This is a genomic window from Pseudomonas sp. S3_A09 (assembly GCF_054668065.1).
In genome coordinates this window covers 5,779,263-5,797,967 of sequence record NZ_CP162752.1, presented here as the reverse complement: position 1 = coordinate 5,797,967, position 18,705 = coordinate 5,779,263, and the positions used below count along the sequence as shown (strand labels likewise).

Sequence of the window (18,705 nt, the reverse complement as noted above, 5' to 3'; positions counted from 1 at the left end):
AGAAAGAGATGCGGCTTTAGCCTGTATTCCGGACGTGGTGGCTGTTCTAGAAAAGACCTCGCTTATTGAACTTGAACGCGGTGAGTCGAAACAACTGGCCACGTTATTTAGAACTGTCGGCGCTCCAGGGCTTTCCATCGCCAAGGCACTTGGCGGTGGAGGGCTTAGTGCCGTCAACTTGGCCCAGGTGCATACCTGGGTCGGCGCCCATTGCCCTTCATTGGCGGTGATGATGACCATGCACCATCACACGGTGGCCGGCATGATGGCAGCCAGTCGTTTCTTTCCCGATATTCAGGGGCTGCTAGGCCTGGTCGCCCGCAACAACCTGTTGGTTGCCTCGGGTTTTGCCGAGGGCCGGGCGCACGCCAATATCCTTGAGTCCACGCTGTCCGTTGAAAAGACCGCCGCGGGTTATCTGGTGAGCGGCAGCAAGAAGCCGTGCACGATGACCCATCACTTTGACGCGATCACCTTTGGCGTCAACTACGTCGACCCGCAAGGCCAGACGCATATCGGTATCGGCCTGGGGTTGGCGGGTGATCCGAACATCCAGCGCAACAAGTTCTGGTCGGTGCCGCATTTGCAGGCAGCCGATAGCCATGAAGTGATCTTCAACAAGCTCTTGGTGCCAGAGGCGATGATGTATTTCAGTAAAGCCGTGGATCACCAACTGGACGATGTGCAGCAGGGCACCGGTGAGCACTTGTTTGCGATCTGGTTCCAGCTGCTCGCCTCGGCGTCCTACCTGGGCATGGCGTCTGCGCTGGCGTCGAAGGCATTGGCGTGCAACAAAGGTTCGCAGGATGATCGCGCAATGCTGCTGATCGATCTGCAGGGCGCGACGATGGCGATACGTGGGCTGGCGGACGCGATCGACCAGAACCGGTTCCTGCGCGCTGACCTGGCGCGCGCGCAAGCCACGCGGTTTGCCGTGCAGGAGGCGATCAACCGTATCAGTACGCGGGCGTTCGAAATCCTCGGAGGCATGGCGTTCATGTCCTCCGAGGAAGTCGCTTACCTGTTGGTGGCAACACGGGTACTGGCGTTTCATCCGACTTCACGGCTCGCCAGTGTGCCGTTCCTGTGTGAACAGCTGAGTTAGTAACGTTGCGGCACGATGAGTTCCGGTGGCGTCGGGCTGCGGGAGTAATCCTCCTGCCGCACGCGCTGCGGCAGTTCGATCACCGGTAACTCGACCTCTTCATATGGCATCTGCCCGAGCAAGTGGTGGATGCAGTTGAGGCGAGCCTTCTTCTTGTCATCCGCCTGCACCACCCACCACGGCGCTTCGGCGATGTGGGTGCGTTCGAGCATGATTTCCTTGGCCTTGGTGTAGGCCTCCCAGCGCCGACGCGACTCCAAGTCCATGGGGCTGAGCTTCCATTGCTTGAGCGGGTCGTGAATGCGGCTGAGAAAGCGCAGGTGTTGTTCCTGATCGGAAATCGAAAACCAGTACTTGATCAACTGAATACCGGAGCGGGCAAGCATGCGCTCGAACTCCGGCACGGTGCGGAAGAACTCTTCATACTGGTCCGCGTTGCAAAACCCCATGACTTGCTCGACGCCGGCACGGTTGTACCAGCTGCGATCGAACAGCACGATTTCGCCTGCGGCCGGCAGGTGTGAAACGTAGCGCTGGAAGTACCATTGGGTCTGTTCGCGGTCATTCGGCGCGGGCAGGGCGGCGACCCGGCAGACCCTGGGGTTCAGGCGCTGAGTGATGCGCTTGATGACACCTCCTTTGCCGGCGGCATCGCGTCCTTCGAACAGGATCACCACCTTGTGGCCGGTCTTGACCACCCAGCTTTGCAATTTCACCAGTTCGCCCTGCAGGCGGAACAGTTCGCTGAAATAAATCCTGCGCGCGGCTTTTTCACTGCTTTCACCCTCGTGCTCGTCAAACAGCGCGTTGAGGTCGTGCCCATCTTCGGACAATTCCAGTTCCAGCTCTTCGTCACTGTGATCCAGCAGCTCACGGTGGATGCGCTGCATCAAGGCGTCTTCTATGGAGGACATGGGGCGGAACTCGCGTGGGGGGGGATGGCAAAGTCTTAGTCGCATTTTGTTACTAACCAATGACATCAAATCCCGTCATTGCGGGGGGAGAGGGGGACAAACAGGCGTTTTGCCACTTCACGTTCATAAAACCGTAACAAGATTGTTGCAGAGTTGCCGGGCCCGAAATCACAAGGATTTTCCTTAATGAAACGTCTGATGAAGTCTGCTGCACTCGCCGTTGCGGTTTCTCTCAGTGCCACCTCGGTGTTTGCTGCCGAGAGCATCCGCCTGACCGGTTCCGGTGCGAGTTTCCCGGCACCGATCTACCTCACTTGGTTCAAGGATTTCAGCAAGAAAACCGAGGGCGTCACCGTTGACTACCAATCCAAGGGTAGCGGTGCGGGTGTACAAGACTTCCTGAACAAAACCGTCGACTTCGCCGCCAGCGACTCGGCCATGAAAGACGAAGACATCGCCAAGGTGGCCGAAGGCGCGCAACTGCTGCCGATGACGGCCGGTGAAATCGTGCTGGCCTTCAACCTGCCGGGCAATCCTAAAGAGCTCAAATTGCCTCGCGATGTGTACTCCAACATCTTCCTGGGCAAGATCACCCAGTGGAACGATCCTAAGATCGTCGCCGCCAACCCAGGCGTGAAACTGCCTGACATGCCGATCACCGTGGTCGTGCGCGCCGACTCCAGCGGCACCACCGCTGTGTTCACCAAGCACTTGGCCGCGATCAACCCTGAGTTCCAGAAAGACCTGGGCGAAGGCAACACCGTCAATTGGCCAGCCAGCGACAAATTCATCAAATCGCCGAAGAACGACGGTGTGACCGCCACTGTGCGTCAGACCCCAGGCGCGATTGGCTACATCGAATACGGCTTCGCCAAACTGGCCAAGGTTGACTTTGCCCAGTTGCAGAACAAGGCCGGCAAGTACGTCGTACCGAACGCCGAAAGCGGCGCAGAAGCCCTGGCTGCGGTGAAAATGCCGGAAAGCCTGGTGGCCTGGCTGCCGGATCCGGATGGCGCCAAGTCCTACCCGATCACTTCCTACACCTGGATGATCTTCCGCAAGGACAACGGCAACCCGGCCAAAGCCAAGGCCATGCGTGAAATGGTTGAGTACAGCCTGACCGAAGGCCAGAAAATCGCCGACTCGATGGGCTACATCCCACTGCCGCCATCGGTTGTCGATCAAGTTCGTAAAGCTTCCGCCAACATCCAGTAAGGCCGCCAGGCGGTTCCCGGCATGGGCTTTCAGCCATGCCGGGAGCGTTCCCCCTTGTTCCGGAATTAGCCAATGAACACACCTTTTGTCGTACCGGTTAACCCGGATTCTGCGTGCCAGCCACCCTCTACGAAGGATTTCCTGGTTGACCGCACCTTCCGTGCACTTGCACGCATAGGCGTAGTGCTGGTGCTGGCGCTGGTTTTTGCGCTGGTCTTCGAAGTAGGGCGCAAGGCACTTCCCGGCATGGAAAAGCACGGTTTTGATGTGCTGTTCGGCAGTGTCTGGGACGTTAACCAAGGTAAATACGGCATTCTGCCAGCTATTTGGGGCACGCTTTACAGCGCCTTTATCGCTTTGCTGATCGCAGGTTTTTTCGGCGTCAGCATGGCGATTTTTCTCACCCAGGATTTCCTGCCGGCAAAACTCGCGGCGGTGTTTCGCACCATCGTTGAATTGCTCGCCGCCATCCCCAGCGTGGTCTATGGCCTCTGGGGCATTTATGTGGTCATCCCGGCCATCCGCCCGCTTACCGCGTGGCTGAACACCGAACTGGGATGGATCCCTTTTTTCGGCACGTCCCTCAGCGGGCCGGGCCTGCTGCCGGCGGCGCTGGTACTGGCGATCATGATTCTGCCCACCATCGCCGCCGTTTCCCAGGACGCCCTCACCGGTGTGCCGATGAAAACCAAGCAAGCTGCCTACGGCATGGGGACCACGCACTGGGAAGCGATTCTCAAGGTGATGGTGCCATCCGCCGCCACCGGCATCTTCGGTTCCCTGGTGCTCGGCCTCGGTCGCGCCTTGGGTGAAACCATGGCCCTGGCCATGTTGGTAGGTAACGCGAACAACATTTCCCTCTCGCTGTTTGCACCGGCCAACACGCTGGCGGCCTTGTTGGCACTGAACTTCCCCGAAGCCGGCCCGAATGAGATTGAAGTGTTGATGTATGCCGCACTGGTCCTGATGTTTATCACGCTGCTGGTAAACATCATCGGTTCGATGATCATGGTCTACGCCCAGCGGGGTACCAAATAATGACTGATCTCTCTACGCCCATCGTCGCCATGCCGAGCCTGCAGCGGCGGTTCGAAGGCCGTGCCTTGCGCAGCCTGGTGCTGACCACGCTGGTGTGGTTCGGCGCGCTGCTGGCCGCCGTCCCGCTGATTTCCGTGCTCTACATGCTGATCACCCGTGGCGGCGCGCGCCTGAGCCTGGAAGTGTTCACCGAGCTGCCGCCCACCGGCTTCGAGACCGGCGGCGGCTTCGGCAATGCCATGGCTGGTACGTTCGTGATGGTCGGTATCGCTGCCGCCATTGCCGTGCCGGTCGGCATCCTGGCCGCGATTTTCCTCGCGGAGCTGGGGCCGGACAGCAAACTGGCGAACGCCTCGCGCTTCGCCGCGAAGATGCTCACTGGCTTGCCGTCGATTCTGGCGGGTGTTTTCGCCTACGCCCTGGTGGTGATGACCACTGGGACTTATTCGGCACCGGCCGGTGGCGTGGCGCTGGCCGTGCTGATGCTGCCTATCGTGGTGCTGACGGCTGAAGAGTCGATGAAGATGGTGCCCAAGATCATGAAGGATGCCGCCTACGGTATGGGTTGCACCCGTTCGCAGGTGATCTGGAAAATCGTCTTGCCCACCGGCATGCCGGCGATCCTGACCGGTGTGATGCTCGCCGTTGCACGTGCTGCCGGCGAAACCGCACCGCTGTTGTTCACCGCGCTGTTCAGCAACTACTGGATCTACCACGACGGCAGCCTGGCAGTCATGAATCCGACGGCATCCCTTGCCGTGTTGATTTACAACTTCTCCGGCATGCCTTTCGATAACCAGCTCGAGCTCGCATGGGCGGCCTCGTTGGTGCTGGTAATGATCGTGCTGGTCGTGAATATCGTGAGCCGTATCTTCGGCAAGCCCAAGTACTAAGAACGGGAGCACCTGAATTTTGAACGTATCAACTGCGCAAAAAGCCGCTCCGTTTGTCACCCAGGCGCCTGTGGTCATGGACTGCAAGCTGGACAAGATTTTCTACGGCAACTTCATGGCGGTGCGTGATAGTCATGTGCCGATCGAGAAGAACAAGATTACCGGCTTCATCGGCCCGTCCGGCTGCGGCAAGTCCACCGTGCTGCGTAGCCTCAACCGCATGAATGACCTGGTAAAGGGCTTCCGTTTCGAAGGCCATGTGCATTTCCTTGGCCAAGACGTTTACGGCAAGGGCGTGGACCCTGTGGTCGTGCGCCGTTATATCGGCATGGTGTTCCAACAGCCCAACCCGTTCTCGATGAGCATCTTCGACAACGTGGCCTTCGGCTTGCGCCTGAACCGCTACAAAGGCGACCTGGGCGACCGCGTCAAACACGCGTTGCAAGGCGCGGCGCTGTGGGATGAGGTCAAGGACAAGCTCAAGGTCAGCGGCCTGTCGCTCTCCGGCGGCCAGCAACAACGCCTGTGCATCGCCCGTGCCATCGCAACCGAACCGGAAGTGCTGTTACTGGATGAACCGTGTTCGGCACTGGACCCGATTGCCACGCGCCGTGTCGAAGAGCTGATGGTCGAGTTGAAAAAGGATTACACCATCGCGCTGGTCACCCACAACATGCAGCAAGCGATCCGTGTGGCGGATACCACCGCGTTTTTCTCGGTGGACATTTCCCAGGGCACCCGTACCGGTTACCTGGTGGAAATGGGCCCGACCGCGCAGATCTTCGAGAACCCGCGTGAGCAAATGACAGGGGACTACATCAGCGGCAAGTTCAGCTGACCCATGCGGCGTTTTTCAGGATTGCCAATGCCTGCAACACATCGTCTTGACCTGGCCGCGATTGAACGCGCACTGCGTGAGGTCCAGTCGCGTTTTGCCCAGCTCAGCCAGGACTTCACCGAGCCACGCGACCCATTCACAAACGAAGTGCTGCAGAATGTGCTTGAAGGTTATGCCCTGATTGACGACTATGTTGCGCGCGGTGTCGACCTGTTTGACCTCCAGCAACTGAACCTGATGCTGGAGATCAATGCCACGGTACTGTGTGGCAGCGACCCGGTACGCCGGCAGGAATACGCGCAGCACCTGGCGGCGACCGAAGTGCACTTTTTCAACAATGTCGAAGGTGGCATCAAGGATCTGTACAACTGGTATTGCAAGCACCATAACGAATCCGTATGGAAGCGAGCCGCCGGTGTCTACGTCCGGGTCCTGAGCAAGCCGCAGTTGTTCATTGAAGGCAATCACCGCAGCGGGTCGCTGATCGTCAGCTACCTGCTGATGCGCGAGGGGTTGCCGCCTTTCGTGCTGACGCTGGACAACGCCGAAGGCTATTTCAACCCGTCCTCGGTGATACGCAACTCCGCCAAGCATGGCGTGATGGCTTTGTACGAATTGCCCAAGATCAAGAAAAAATACGCAGCGTTCCTGGAAGATAATGCTCCGGATCCAACAGAATTTTTCCTGAGCGACACACCCGCGCCCGCCCATCAGGGGGGCCGTTGATGGGAAGGTACCCAGTGCTCGACACGATCAAGCGTGTGTTCAAGCGTCAGCGAATCCGTATTTCGTTCGACATCGACGACACACTGGCCTGCCAGCTCCACCACAGTGCGACCGAACACAGCCGCTTGCCGGCGTGTGTGCACCGTTGGTTGGGCGAACCCCTGCGCAGCGGCACCCGTTCCCTGACCCGCGAGCTACGTCGCCAGGGCTGCAGTGTCTGGGTCTACACCTCATCCGGCCGCACCCCGTCCTACATCCGCCGCTGGTTGTTGCTGTACGGCATCCACGTCGACGGCGTGGTCAACAGCGTGCGCCATAACCAGGCACTCACGGAGCGCGGGTTGACGAGCACCCCGTCGAAATTTCCGCCGGCCTTCGACATCGACTTGCACGTCGATGATTCTGAAGGCGTTCAGCTTGAAGGTTTCGACCACGGGTTTCGTGTGGTGGTGGTTGATCCGCAAGACGAGCAATGGGCGCAACGGGTGTTGGAGGCTGTTGCACAGGTCCAGGCACAATTGGCTCGCCAACAGCCGCTGAGGCACAAGGTGCCGGTGCGGGCTTATCCAGGCCTGACGGTGAACGGTTGAAGCAAAAAGGGCAACTGAAAGATCAGTTGCCCTTTTTGCTTACTTGGCGTTCAACGCCCCAAGAAACTCGGTATGCCGTAACACCTTCGAAAACATCGGCAGTGTGAAGTTTTCCGCCGCTTTTTGCTGTTCGTCGGTGAACGTCGCTGTACAGTCGGCCAGAGTCACCACGTTATAACCCTTTTCATAACCTGATCGAACCGTGCCTTCGACGCAGCAGTTGGTCAGGAATCCTGCCACCACCAGGTTGTGGATGCCATTGTTGCGCAACACCAAGTCCAGTCCAGTGGTAGCAAAACCATCCAGGCCGCGCTTGCCTTCCACAAGAATATCGCCAGGTTCACGGCTGATCGCATCGGTGATGTCTGCGCCCCAACTGCCGGTGCGGAACGCGCTGCCATCGGCAACGCCCTTTAAAATCCCGTAGTCGCGTGTCGTCAGCTCCGGATAGCCCTCCGCGAACTGAATCGGCAGGTGAATGATCTTCACGCCCAGTTGGCGCGCCTGTTGCACCGTGGTTGCGGTATTGGCCAGCATGTCGGTCGCGTGCATGACGTCTTTGACGGCGTCATGGAAGACGCCACCGGGAGTGGTGAAATCGTTCTGGAATTCGATCAGGACAAGGGCGGTGGCGTGGGGATTCATGGTGCGTCTCCGATAGGTGGGTTCAAGCACTGGGTTCGGGTGTCAAGCATAGAGCCGGGATCGCAGTCTGGCCGATTTTGTAACGCGCATACCACCGGTTATACACCGGATTGATCACCCGCAACGGCACCCGGTGGTGGTGACGAGGCCACAGGCGCAGCGTTCACCATTCGTCTAATGCCCGGCACTCTGAAGAATGTACTGTCTCTGAATGATAAGCACGGATACCCCGAGCGTAAGAAAGGAGAGCCCGTATGGAAATCAATGAAAACGCCCCAGGGAATATTTCACAGCAAGCAGTAACCCGCGGCACAGATAATGAAACAGGGCACGATCCAAAGCGCGATGACGACAATATCCCGCTGCCACCGGACGACGAGGCACCGCTTGAAGAGGATATGTCTGACGTGGACGCTGCCGATTCGGTAGCGAGCGAGCATCCCGACCACTGATTGGCCTCCCAGCACAACAATTCCGACGTGTGCGTCGGGATTGTTGTTTATGCCCGTGGGGAGGGCATCAGGATCGCCGAGCAAGGGCTCAAGTGACGCCCATGAGCCGGGTTTATTCCTCTGGATGCTACCTAGATCACTGATCTACCGAGCTTTTTCGCCAGCCTCGCAGCGCGAGAAAGCTGTCGTTCGACCTTGCGTCAAAGCGACTGGATCTATATATTCCCAACCCTGCAACACGCGCTGCCGCCCGAATGGCGAAACTGGTAGACGCATGGGACTTAAAATCCCCCGCTCGTAAGGGCGTCCCGGTTCGATTCCGGGTTCGGGCACCATCATTTGGTTTCACGACCTCTCAGGACGTCGCTGCAGCCCGCATAGAACCTGCCTTGTGCAGGTTTTTTTGTGGCCCGGTTTTTTGCCGGATGTACGCCCTGTTCGCGGGGCGCTGTAGCGCTGCAACAGGCGATTGCAAACCTTGCGGGCAAATGGCAGGTGGCCCCGTGGCGCCATGATTACACGAACGGCTGACCACTGAACCCGCGCGGCAAACGCTGCAAGCCTGGCAAGTCGGTAAGGCGCTGCGTCCAGGCACTGCGCCAGTCGATATTGGTGTGGGTCTTGGCTTTGCGATTAACGCGTCGGGCCGCATTGCGCTGGGTGCGGCGGGCATCCTTGTAGGCGTCAGTGTTGCGGCAGGTACGACATTTGACTCGGTTCAGCTCGGTGCTGGAAGGGAGGTTGGTGCCGTGGTGACCACAGGCCAAGTGACCTGCAACCTTGAAGTGAATGACCATGTAAGCGTCTCCTTCTCGGGGGTACGCACATCGCTAGACCCTCAATGCGCGCGGGGAGGGCGGGGCGGTAAAAACCTCGACACCTAGGGTTAGGACCCCAACAACCAGGCAGCGTTCGGTTTGGGCGACAGGCCTGTTCAAGTCTGGCACCTGAGGCTAACCTGAGACGCTACCCATCAATAATAAGGAAGCAATGATGAGCGTCGACACCCTGCCATATGAGGGCAGCTGCCGTTGTGAGCGTGTGCGTTTCACCGTGAGTGCCGCCCCGGTGATCACCATGGCCTGTCATTGCACGGGCTGCCAGAAGATGTCTTCCAGTGCGTTCTCACTGAGCGCGTTGATTCCCGCCAGCGGTTTCACGGTCACCCAGGGCTGCCCTGTGATCGGCGGCCTGCAGGGCGTGGATCGCCATTATTTCTGCCCCCATTGCATGAGCTGGCTGTTCACACGGCCCCATGGCATCGATGAATTCGTCAATGTCCGCGCCGCGTTGCTGGATAACGCCAGCGGTTACGTGCCTTTCATGGAGACTTGGACCCGCGAGAAGCTGCCCTGGGCATCCACCCCGGCCGTGGAAAGCTTTGCACAGTTGCCCGAGCCGCACGAGTTTGCGCGCTTGATGCAGGCCTATGCCGAGTTCAGTCGATCAGCGCCAGCAAGTCCGTAGTGCCCACCTCCAGCCCCGCCTGGGTCAGCAACGTCGTGGCCTGGCCCCGGTGGTGGGTCTGGTGATTGAAAAAGTGCACCAGCAGGCTGAAGAAATCCTTGTCGGCGCTCACGCCGCGCATATTGCGGTAATGCAGGCGATGGTCCAGGTCGGGCTCCTGCACGCTGTGGCTCCAATCGACAATCAACTGATCCAGCCAGGTGCGATGGGCTGCCAGCTCACGTATATCAGCAAAAGCCAATTGTTTGAGATCGGCAGGCGTAGCAATAACGTGCAGCGGAGCCAGCGCTGTGAAGCCTGCTGGATGCTGCGCAAAACGCTTGAGCCAGACGGTGTCGCCCAGGACCAGGTGGTTCAGCGTGCCGAGGATCGAGCCGAAAAACGCCTGTCGATCCATCGCCAGTTCCGCGTCCGTCAGTGTCTGGGCCGCGTCATAGAGCTTGCGGTTCATCCACTGGTTGTAATTCGCCATCAGCGCGATGTGCTCAGTCCGGTTCACTTGGGTGTTCTCTCGAAGTCGCGGTAACGCCATGATAGGCCGTGCCCGCCCGGCGGTCATGGTGTTCCGGCAGTGTCGGGCTATGGTTGTTAGACGCCAACACTGCGCCCTAGGAGGGTGACACCATGAACACCAGTGATTTACTTGAACAACTTTTGCGCGCAGGGCAAGGCGGCAGTGCATCATCCGGCGGACTGGGTGGGCTGCTCGGTGGGTTATTGAAAGGCACCCGCACTGGCAATGCATCGGCCGGTGGCGGTCTGGGTGATTTGTTGGGAGGCCTGGGTGGGATGTTGGGCGGCACAACCGCTACTCGTCCCGCTCAAGGGCGTTCCGGTGGGATGAACTACGCGGCGTTGGCCTCGCTGGGAATGGCCGCGTTTCAGGCCTATCAAGCCTGGCAGCGCCAGCAAGCCAATGCGCCGCAGCAAGCCTTGCAGACAGTCGACCAGCTCGACGGCCCCGCAGCCGAGGCCCACAGCCATGCGGTATTGCGTGCCTTGATCGCCGCTGCCAAAGCCGACGGCCGTATCGATGAAAATGAGCGGCAACTGATTTCCAATGAGCTGGGCCGGCATACCGAGGACCCGCAACTGCAGCAGTGGCTCGACGCTGAAGTCGCCAAACCGCTGGATGCTGCGGATTTCGCTGAGCTCGCCGGCGACCCAGCTGTGGCGGCCGAGGTGTACCTGGCCAGTGTGATGATGGTGGACGATCAGCAGGACGCCGAACGCAATTACCTGGATGAGCTGGCCGGGCAGTTGCAAATCGACCCGCAATTGCAACTGCACCTGGAGCAACAAGCCAAGGCCTAGAACCGCAGCGTGGCGCCGGTGGTAAGCCATTGCGTGTGGTCACCGACCAGGCTGCGTCCAACCACCAGGTCCACGTCGACCCGCTCGCCGAAATGAAACCTGGGCCCAGCCTGCCACGCCTGGTCGCCGCCATCCTGGCCGTAGCGCTCGGCGACCAGCGTCAATGAATGCGCCACCTGGTACTCAAGGCCGGTGCCCCAGGTCAGTCGGTGTTTTTGGTCTCCGTCGTTGTAGGTGTGGGACCAACCGGCATTCAAATTCAGGCGCACGGGTGCCAACGGCTGCCACGTCAACGGGATGTTGAAGTCGGTGCCTTCAAAGCCGTGCCGACGGCCTTGTGCAAAGTGCGCGCCGGCCGACACGGCCATTTCCAGTCCCAGGTCTTCCCGCGACCAGACGTGTGCCTTGAGCTGTGGGTTCACCTGGGTTTCACCCTTGCCTGCGCTGGTAGCGCGGGAGAGGGCTGCGTCCCATTGCACCGAAGGCAGCGCGGCAAAGGTGCAGGCAGGCGACAGCGTTTCAGTGTGAGTGCTGCCATCGTGTCGGTTGGCGGTGTGCCAGGCATCAACGTTGCATTCGCCTGGCGCATTGATCGCGCCGTCGTCGACCACATAAGAACCGCCGGCCGCGTGGGCCTTTGACAACAAGGCAATTGTCAACAGGATGCCCAGGGTCAGCCCGATAAAGATCAGGTTGCGCCGCAACGCGCGACGCTTGGCCGGTGGTAGTAACAACAGGGTGGGGCGTGCACCGTGGTAGCGACGCGCTCGGTATTTGGCAAACCCGTACTGGCGGGCTGGGGTGTGTTTTTTGTGCATGATGCACCTCGCATGAATTCAGCTTTCTACGCTCAGCACCGAAATGCCGCTGGCTTTGGCCTGGCAGACCAACTCGCAGGTGTCGTCCCCGCCGGGTAGGGCGATGACCACGTCTGGGCAGCTGTCGGCCAGCATGAAATGGTTGCGCTGGCGTTCCGCCTGCTTGCCGTGGCGTTGCCAGTTGGGCGGGTAACGCACCACGTCGATACCCAATTCCCGGGCCCAGTCCTCAACGTCACTGCCGAGGAATTGGTTGCCGCCGTGGATCAGTACCTGCACCGGACGCAGGCGGTGGTAAGCGTCCAGCACTTGGCGGGACATTTTGGTGTCGGCGTAATGACGACCTGCACAGATCAAGACGCGCATAAGGTGATTCCTTGTGTTGCACGGTGGCGGCCGGGCGACCGCCACCGTTTAAACGGCGGGGGAGATCAGTACCACTGCTTGAAGCGGCGGATGTAGATCGTCTTCATCAGTTGGGCCACGCAGCAGTAGCTGATCAGGGTGCCTACCAGCCATGGGAAATACGCCATTGGCAGCGGTTGCAGGCCCACCAGGGTGCCCAGTGGCGAGAACGGCACGTAGATCCCCAGCACGATCACCACGCAGGTCATCATCAACACCGGCCAGGCGGCGGTGCTCTGGAAGAACGGGATCTTGCGGGTCCGCAGCATGTGCACGACCAGGGTTTGCGAGAGCAATCCCTCGATGAACCAGCCGGATTGGAACAGGGTCTGCACTTCCACACTGTTGGCCGCGAACACGAACCACATCAGCGCAAAGGTGGTGATGTCGAAGATCGACGAGGTCGGCCCGATCCAGATCATGAACCGACCGATGTTCTTCGCATCCCACTTGCGCGGCTTGGCCAGGTACTCCTTGTCCATCTTGTCCCACGGCAAGGCCAGCTGGGAGATGTCGTACATTAAGTTTTGCAGCAGCAAGTGGATCGACAGCATCGGCAGGAACGGAATGAACGCACTGGCCACCAGCACCGAAAACACGTTGCCGAAGTTGGAGCTGGCGGTCATGTTCAGGTACTTCATGATATTGCCGAAGGTTTCGCGGCCCTTGAGCACGCCTTCTTCCAGCACCATCAGGCTCTTTTCCAGCAGGATGATGTCGGCCGATTCCTTGGCGATATCGGTCGCTGTGTCGACCGAGATACCCACGTCGGCATCGCGCAAAGCCGGTGCATCGTTGATCCCATCACCCAGGAAACCCACAGTGTGGCCGTTGGCTTGCAGCGCCTTGAGCACGCGAGACTTCTGCAGCGGCGTCAGCTTGGCGAACACGGTGCGTTCTTCTACGCGGCGCAGCAGCGTCGCGTCGTCCATGGCTTCGATTTCGGCACCGAGCAGCGGCTGGCCTGGCTCGAGACCGACCTGACGGCAGATCTTGCTGGTGACCACGGCGTTGTCGCCGGTCAGCACCTTGATCGCCACGCCGATCTGTTGCAGTGCAGCAATCGCAGGGCCGGCGGTTTCTTTCGGTGGATCGAGGAAGGTGAGGAAACCCTGGATCACCAGGTTGCGCTCATCGGCGGTGGTGTACTGCTGGCGCGCCATCGATTTAGGGATGTGGCGGGTGGCGACCACCAGCACACGGAACCCGTCTTCGTTGTAGTCGTTGGCAATCGCCAGCAGTTCTTCACGGCGACGCTCGTCCAGCGGCACGGCGGCGCCCGCTTCCATGACATGGCTGGCAATGCTCAGCATCTCTTCCACGGCGCCTTTGCACACCAGCAGTTGGTCGTCGGCGGCATCCTTGACCACGATCGACAGGCGACGGCGGACGAAGTCGAACGGCAACTCGTCGATCTTACTGTAGGCGAACGGCACCTTGAACTTCGGGTTCTGCTCCGAAAATTCCACCACCGCCTGATCCATCAGGTTCTTCATGCCACTTTGATGATGGCTGTTGAGCCAGGCCAGGGACAGTACGGCATCATCACGCTGGCCAAAGGCGTTGACGTGATGTTCGAGGATGATCTTGTCCTGGGTCAGGGTACCGGTCTTGTCGGTGCACAGTACGTCCATCGAACCGAAGTTCTGGATCGCGTTGAGGCGTTTGACCACCACCTTGCGCTTGGCCATGGCGGTGGCGCCCTTGGCCAGGTTGGCACTGACGATCATCGGCAGCATTTCCGGGGTGAGGCCGACGGCCACCGCCAGGGCAAACAGGAAGGCGTCGCCCCAGTCGCCCTTGGAGAAGCCATTGAGCAGGAACACGATCGGCACCATCACCAGCATGAAGCGGATCAGCAACCAGCTGACGCTGTTCACCCCACGGTCGAACGCAGTTTGCACCCGGGAACCGACAATCGCCTTGGCCAGGGAGCCAAAGTAGGTGCGTGGTCCGGTGGCGACCACCACGGCTTTTGCACGTCCGCTGACCACGTTGGTGCCCATGAAGCAGATGTTCGGCAGGTCCAGCAGGTTGCCTTGGTCAGCGGTCACCGGTCCGGCTGATTTTTGCGTGACGTTACCCAGGGTGTCGTACTTTTCCACCGGCAAGGCTTCACCGGTCAGCACGGCCTGGCTGATGAACAGATCGCGGGATTCGATCAGACGGATGTCCGCCGGAATCATGTCGCCGGCCGACAGCTGCACGATATCGCCAGCCACCAACTCGCGCATCGGTACTTCGCGCAGGGTGGGTGGCGAGCCCACTTGTTCACGACGCAACACGGTGGCCGTGGTGCGTACCATGGCTTTCAAGGCTTCGGCGGATTTGGCCGAGCGGTGTTCCTGCCAGAACCGCAGCAGGCTGCTGAGCAGCACCATGGTCATGATGATGATGACTTTGGTCGGGTCAGCCTCTTCGCCTTCCTGCATCGGCAGCCAGCAATCGGTGAAGAAACTGATGCCCCCCAGGGTCAATAGCACATAAATGAACGGGTTGTTCAGTGCCTGCAGGAACTGGACGATGGCGTGAGGTGGCTTGTCGTGGGCGACTTCGTTATAGCCTTCGCGTTGCAGGCGGCCGCAAGCGTCCAGTTCGGTCAAGCCGTCCTGGGTGGCACGCACGTTCGCCAGGGTGGCCGACAGGCCGTTGTGGGCTTCGCGGGCGGCACGCATCGACAGTTTGGTGTCGGCGTCAGTGCCATTCTTTTTGTGCAGAGGCGTGTTTTTTACGGCGCTCATTGTCTGTACTCCTGTCGCCAATTTTCGACAAAACATACCCGGTACTTACCTGAGGACAGGCGAGCGAAAGCATGCCGAGTCGCTAACTTCGCGATCGGTTTAAATAAGGTGTTCATCTAACTTCTACAGGGCCCGCTAACAGTGCGTTAGTTAACTAGCGCGCAGCGGGCTACTACTGGACGTGTTCATAAAGAACTCCAGGAAATTGATCAGGAAGTTGCTGTTTCCAGCCGGGTCAGGCGGCGCGAGCGCTCACATAAAGACCGAGCATCAAGCTGGCTTGTGCCAGGCTGGAAACCTTGGGTCTCTGCGGGTCTTGAGGGTCGGCGTGATCCCAGTGCTGCACCCGTTGGCCGCTGTCCGGGCAGATACGCCAGTGCGCCAGCGGGTAAGCCGGGCGTACTTGAGGGGAAGGTGCTGCAAAAGCGGAGCGGGCAGGAGAAAAGCCTACGGGCTCACGGCACAGCTTGGCGCGCAGGGCGGCCGCTAGTGCGCGTACATCAGGCAAAACAAGGGCTTTGAAGGTCATAACACACCTCGGGACCGGACGGGCGACCGGCGAGGCAGTTACGGTGGAGCATCGAGCTCTAGCGCAGCTTACCGGACCGGTGTGGCGAGTCCTGTCATATTCTGGGTTTGGCGCCCGATGCCCGCAGAGGCGGTGCTCGGACAGCGACTAGATACTGTGTCCATTGGCTTCTTTTGTGAGGTTTAAAAAAGGCCCCAGTTGCGGGCACGGGCAATCTACTCAGACGCTTACAAAATGTCAACGCATGATTAATTAAATTGTCCGGTGTTCAGAGTTCGTTCAGACAATTGGCATTCGAAAGTTAGTGGATATATAACTTATATACCCTGTGCGGCGAGAACGGCCAGATAGATCAATACCACGCCACAGGTGCCATAACTGATACGTTGCCACAACGGTGATGCGTTCTGGCGCAACACATTGACCAGCGCCGCGATCAGAAAGCACGACAGCACCGACGCCAACATGAACCCGGCAAAGAACATCAGCGTCTGCCCGTGGCTGGGCGTGGTGCCGACGATGCCTGACAACGCGCTGCCCAACGCGCCCCAGTAGACGATGTTTTTCGGGTTGGCCAGTGAGATCGCTGCGCCAACTGCCAGCGCATTTTGCCGGGTGCTGGCGGGTGCAGCGTCTGACTCAGGCAGCTTCCAGGCGTCGATCAGGCTGCGGATGCCGAGCCACGCCAGGTACAGCGCACACACCACTGTCAGCGGCACGCGCACGGCATCATGCTGGATCAGCAGGGCGATGCCGGTCAGGCCGATCACCGCCCACACCGCATCGCCCACCAGTGAGCCAAACTGCACCAGCAAGGCCGGTGTGAAGCCATGCAGCAAGCCACGGCGCAGGGTCTCTGCCAGCACCGCGCCGGGCGAGAGGCAGAACACAAAACCAAATACCAGTGCGTAGAAAAAGATCGTCAGCATGCCCACATTCCTTCAAGCGATGGCGGGCAGTGTGAGGGCGCGCCGAAGCGCTGTCTTGGATCAGATTGCGCTGTTCAGCGCGTCACCGCGCGTTGATAAACGCCCGGCGTAATGCCGTAGGCCGCGCGAAAATGCCGGTTAAGGTGACTTTGGTCGGCAAAGCCCAGGGTATGTGCGGCCGCGCTGGCGGGCACCCCATTGCGCAGGAGACCTTTGGCGCGACGGGTGCGCAACTGCATGGCCCACTCACGGGGCGTCAGCCCGGTTTCTTTCTGGAAGGCGCGCAGCAGATGGAATTTGGACAGCCCCAGTTCGACGCCAAGATGATCGAGGGTCAGCGGCTGATGCAATTGTGCGGCGAGCAGCTCCTGGGCGCGGTTGATCAGCGGCTTGCCGGTGTTGGCGCTGCCTGGCAGGCGCACACCGCTGGTGTTCACCACTTGGCCCAACAGCAGCACCAACGCCTCTTCATTCAGTTCGCGAACCAGTGTGTCGGTACTCAGTGCCCCCTTGATCGCCGCCGCCAGTCGCTGCGCGAGGTCGGGCTGGAAGCACAGCGACCGATCAAACTCCAGGTGCGCCAGCCCAAGGTCCGCCGCCAGTTGATCTGCGGTGGCATACAGGCTCACAAAGTGCCAGGGCGCGCCCTCTGCTGCGCCGCCGCCCTGAATCTGGCCGGGGTTGTACAGGGTGATGGAGCCGGGCCCTGCGTCGAACTCCCGACGGTCGAGCCAGACTTTTTCTTCGCCCAGCAGGTTCACGCCGATCACGCATTCATCATGGCTGTGGCGGGCAAAGGTCAGGCCGGTGCAGGCGGTACTGCTGATTTCATAGTTGCCCAGCCAGGCGTGTCGCACGGCGCTCATCGATTCAACTCAGTCAGGGGGCAGGTACGAGCATACGCTGGCAGGCGGGCTCAGATCGACCGTTGATTGACGCGGTGCGAGAGTTCTTCGGCGCTTTCCTTGCGCTCCGAATAGCGGTCCACCAGATCCGGACGTTCGCGCAGCAGCAGGGTGAACTTCATCAGTTCTTCCATCACGTCCACCACGCGGTCATACAGGGCGGAAGGCTTCATGCGGTCCTGATCATCGAACTCCATGAATGCCTTGGGCACCGAGGATTGATTGGGGATGGTGAACATGCGCATCCAGCGCCCCAGCACTCGCAACTGGTTAACCGTATTGAACGACTGGGAGCCGCCGGACACCTGCATCACCGCCAGGGTTTTGCCTTGGGTCGGGCGCACCGCGCCAAGGGCCAGCGGCACCCAGTCGATCTGTGCCTTGAACACCGCTGACATTGAACCGTGGCGCTCGGGCGAACACCACACCTGGCCTTCGGACCACTGCATCAGTTCCAGCAGCTCTTGGACTTTTGGGTGGTCACGCGGTGCATCGTCGGGCAGTGGCAAACCGCTGGGGTTGAAGATGCGTGTTTGCGCACCGAAGTGCTGCAGCAGGCGTGCGGCTTCCTCCACCAGCAGGCGGCTGAACGAGCGCTCCCGGGTCGATCCGTAGAGCAGCAGGATGCGCGGTGGCTGGGCCACACCGTCCGGTTTTGGCGGGATCAGTGACGGGTCCAGGTTGGGCAGGGTGGTCATGGGGCCTCCGACTGCAACTGTGCAATGCGAGCGAGTTCTGTCTTGAGTTCGGCAGGGCTGAGCTCGGCAAAAGGCAGGATGAAAAACGCCCGGCAGCGCGTGGCAATGATCTTTAACGTGGCGTCGAATGCCGCCTGCACACTCGCGTCGTCACCCTGCACGTCCGAAGGGTCTTCCAGCCCCCAGTGCGCCTTCACCGCCGGCCCGAAATACACCGGGCAAGCCTCGCCGGCGGCCTTGTCACATACGGTGATCACCACGTCCGGCGGGCTGCTTTCGAACGCGTCGTTGCCTTTGCTGTACAAACCTTCGGTGCTGATGCCGGCGGCCTGCAACGTGCTCAGGCTGCGCGGCAGGACCTGGCCCTTGGGAAAGCTGCCGGAGCTGATCGCCTCGAAACCTTGTGGCGCCAGGTGATTGAACATCGCTTCGGACAAAATGCTGCGGCAGCTGTTGGCGGTACACATGAACAGGACTTTCATC

Annotated in this window: 22 protein-coding genes and 1 tRNA gene; 11 read left to right on the top strand and 12 right to left on the bottom strand. The window is 59.9% G+C overall.

Annotated features, from left to right (window positions below; translation table 11 throughout):
• Positions 1–37 precede the first annotated feature (37 nt).
• Positions 38–1,105, top strand: coding sequence for an acyl-CoA dehydrogenase family protein (locus AB4N92_RS26960; protein WP_152609447.1), 1,068 nt, complete (start codon positions 38–40; stop codon positions 1,103–1,105).
• Here the strand turns inward: AB4N92_RS26960 and ppk2 are convergent.
• A complete protein-coding gene (gene ppk2, locus AB4N92_RS26955; RefSeq protein ID WP_010210290.1) occupies positions 1,102–2,019 on the bottom strand; it encodes a polyphosphate kinase 2 in 918 nt (305 codons plus the stop codon). The genes AB4N92_RS26960 and ppk2 overlap by 4 nt on opposite strands.
• 186 nt (positions 2,020–2,205) lie before the next feature.
• Here ppk2 and pstS point away from each other — a divergent pair, with 186 nt between their 5' ends.
• The 6 genes from pstS (at position 2,206) to AB4N92_RS26925 (ending at position 7,319) form a co-directional block, all read left to right on the top strand.
• Positions 2,206–3,234 (top strand): phosphate ABC transporter substrate-binding protein PstS, encoded by a 1,029-nt coding sequence (gene pstS / locus AB4N92_RS26950; protein WP_010210291.1) that lies wholly within the window; start codon positions 2,206–2,208, stop codon positions 3,232–3,234.
• A gap of 72 nt (positions 3,235–3,306) precedes the next feature.
• Positions 3,307–4,272: a phosphate ABC transporter permease subunit PstC gene (gene pstC / locus AB4N92_RS26945; protein WP_010210292.1), complete on the top strand. Its 966-nt coding sequence runs from the start codon at positions 3,307–3,309 to the stop codon at positions 4,270–4,272.
• Positions 4,272–5,165 (top strand): phosphate ABC transporter permease PstA, encoded by an 894-nt coding sequence (gene pstA / locus AB4N92_RS26940; RefSeq protein WP_010210293.1) that lies wholly within the window; start codon positions 4,272–4,274, stop codon positions 5,163–5,165. Before pstC ends, pstA begins: the two co-directional genes overlap by 1 nt.
• 76 nt (positions 5,166–5,241) lie before the next feature.
• Positions 5,242–6,003, top strand: a complete 762-nt coding sequence (pstB, locus tag AB4N92_RS26935; protein WP_010210300.1) for a phosphate ABC transporter ATP-binding protein PstB — start codon at positions 5,242–5,244, stop codon at positions 6,001–6,003.
• Positions 6,004–6,030: 27 nt separating this feature from the next.
• Positions 6,031–6,729 (top strand): hypothetical protein, encoded by a 699-nt coding sequence (locus tag AB4N92_RS26930; protein WP_010210302.1) that lies wholly within the window; start codon positions 6,031–6,033, stop codon positions 6,727–6,729.
• Positions 6,729–7,319: a hypothetical protein gene (locus tag AB4N92_RS26925; RefSeq protein WP_021493089.1), complete on the top strand. Its 591-nt coding sequence runs from the start codon at positions 6,729–6,731 to the stop codon at positions 7,317–7,319. The genes AB4N92_RS26930 and AB4N92_RS26925 overlap by 1 nt, the downstream gene beginning before the upstream one ends.
• Before the next feature lie 39 nt (positions 7,320–7,358).
• Here AB4N92_RS26925 and AB4N92_RS26920 read toward each other — a convergent pair whose 3' ends face one another.
• On the bottom strand, positions 7,359–7,964 hold the full coding sequence (locus AB4N92_RS26920; RefSeq protein ID WP_010210309.1) for a cysteine hydrolase family protein: 606 nt from the start codon (positions 7,962–7,964) through the stop codon (positions 7,359–7,361).
• A 254-nt stretch (positions 7,965–8,218) separates the two neighbouring features.
• Here AB4N92_RS26920 and AB4N92_RS26915 point away from each other — a divergent pair, with 254 nt between their 5' ends.
• Positions 8,219–8,416, top strand: coding sequence for a hypothetical protein (locus AB4N92_RS26915; RefSeq protein ID WP_021493090.1), 198 nt, complete (start codon positions 8,219–8,221; stop codon positions 8,414–8,416).
• Between the two features lie 248 nt (positions 8,417–8,664).
• Positions 8,665–8,751, top strand: a tRNA-Leu gene (locus AB4N92_RS26910).
• 180 nt (positions 8,752–8,931) lie between these two features.
• Here AB4N92_RS26910 and AB4N92_RS26905 read toward each other — a convergent pair.
• Positions 8,932–9,213, bottom strand: coding sequence for a hypothetical protein (locus tag AB4N92_RS26905; RefSeq protein WP_010210311.1), 282 nt, complete (start codon positions 9,211–9,213; stop codon positions 8,932–8,934).
• Between the two features lie 196 nt (positions 9,214–9,409).
• On the opposite strand from AB4N92_RS26905, the gene AB4N92_RS26900 reads away from it, so the two are divergent.
• A complete protein-coding gene (locus AB4N92_RS26900; protein WP_044287234.1) occupies positions 9,410–9,883 on the top strand; it encodes a GFA family protein in 474 nt (157 codons plus the stop codon).
• On the opposite strand, the gene AB4N92_RS26895 is transcribed toward AB4N92_RS26900, so the two are convergent.
• Positions 9,855–10,382, bottom strand: coding sequence for a DinB family protein (locus tag AB4N92_RS26895; RefSeq protein WP_047541952.1), 528 nt, complete (start codon positions 10,380–10,382; stop codon positions 9,855–9,857). The genes AB4N92_RS26900 and AB4N92_RS26895 overlap by 29 nt on opposite strands.
• 125 nt (positions 10,383–10,507) lie before the next feature.
• Between AB4N92_RS26895 and AB4N92_RS26890 the strand changes: the two genes are divergently transcribed.
• Entirely contained in the window at positions 10,508–11,197 is a 690-nt protein-coding gene (locus tag AB4N92_RS26890; protein ID WP_044287233.1) for a tellurite resistance TerB family protein, read from the top strand.
• Here AB4N92_RS26890 and AB4N92_RS26885 read toward each other — a convergent pair.
• From AB4N92_RS26885 to AB4N92_RS26850, 8 genes are all read right to left on the bottom strand, one after another.
• Positions 11,194–12,015 (bottom strand): hypothetical protein, encoded by an 822-nt coding sequence (locus AB4N92_RS26885; protein WP_236267325.1) that lies wholly within the window; start codon positions 12,013–12,015, stop codon positions 11,194–11,196. The genes AB4N92_RS26890 and AB4N92_RS26885 overlap by 4 nt on opposite strands.
• 18 nt (positions 12,016–12,033) lie before the next feature.
• Positions 12,034–12,381 carry a DUF2493 domain-containing protein gene (locus AB4N92_RS26880; protein WP_047541958.1) on the bottom strand — a complete coding sequence of 116 codons (348 nt, stop codon included), beginning with the start codon at positions 12,379–12,381 and terminating at the stop codon, positions 12,034–12,036.
• A 65-nt stretch (positions 12,382–12,446) separates the two neighbouring features.
• Complete coding sequence (mgtA, locus tag AB4N92_RS26875; protein WP_198832008.1) at positions 12,447–15,161, bottom strand: magnesium-translocating P-type ATPase; 2,715 nt, start codon at positions 15,159–15,161, stop codon at positions 12,447–12,449.
• A 235-nt stretch (positions 15,162–15,396) separates the two neighbouring features.
• Positions 15,397–15,690 carry a hypothetical protein gene (locus AB4N92_RS26870; protein ID WP_080923208.1) on the bottom strand — a complete coding sequence of 98 codons (294 nt, stop codon included), beginning with the start codon at positions 15,688–15,690 and terminating at the stop codon, positions 15,397–15,399.
• A 317-nt stretch (positions 15,691–16,007) separates the two neighbouring features.
• Positions 16,008–16,619: a LysE family transporter gene (locus AB4N92_RS26865; RefSeq protein ID WP_021493096.1), complete on the bottom strand. Its 612-nt coding sequence runs from the start codon at positions 16,617–16,619 to the stop codon at positions 16,008–16,010.
• Positions 16,620–16,693: 74 nt separating this feature from the next.
• A complete protein-coding gene (locus AB4N92_RS26860; RefSeq protein ID WP_010210322.1) occupies positions 16,694–17,485 on the bottom strand; it encodes an AraC family transcriptional regulator in 792 nt (263 codons plus the stop codon).
• A 50-nt stretch (positions 17,486–17,535) separates the two neighbouring features.
• On the bottom strand, positions 17,536–18,222 hold the full coding sequence (arsH, locus tag AB4N92_RS26855) for an arsenical resistance protein ArsH (protein WP_044287231.1): 687 nt from the start codon (positions 18,220–18,222) through the stop codon (positions 17,536–17,538).
• Complete coding sequence (locus tag AB4N92_RS26850) at positions 18,219–18,704, bottom strand: arsenate reductase ArsC (protein WP_010210324.1); 486 nt, start codon at positions 18,702–18,704, stop codon at positions 18,219–18,221. Before AB4N92_RS26850 ends, arsH begins: the two co-directional genes overlap by 4 nt.
• Between the last annotated feature and the right edge of the window lies 1 nt (position 18,705).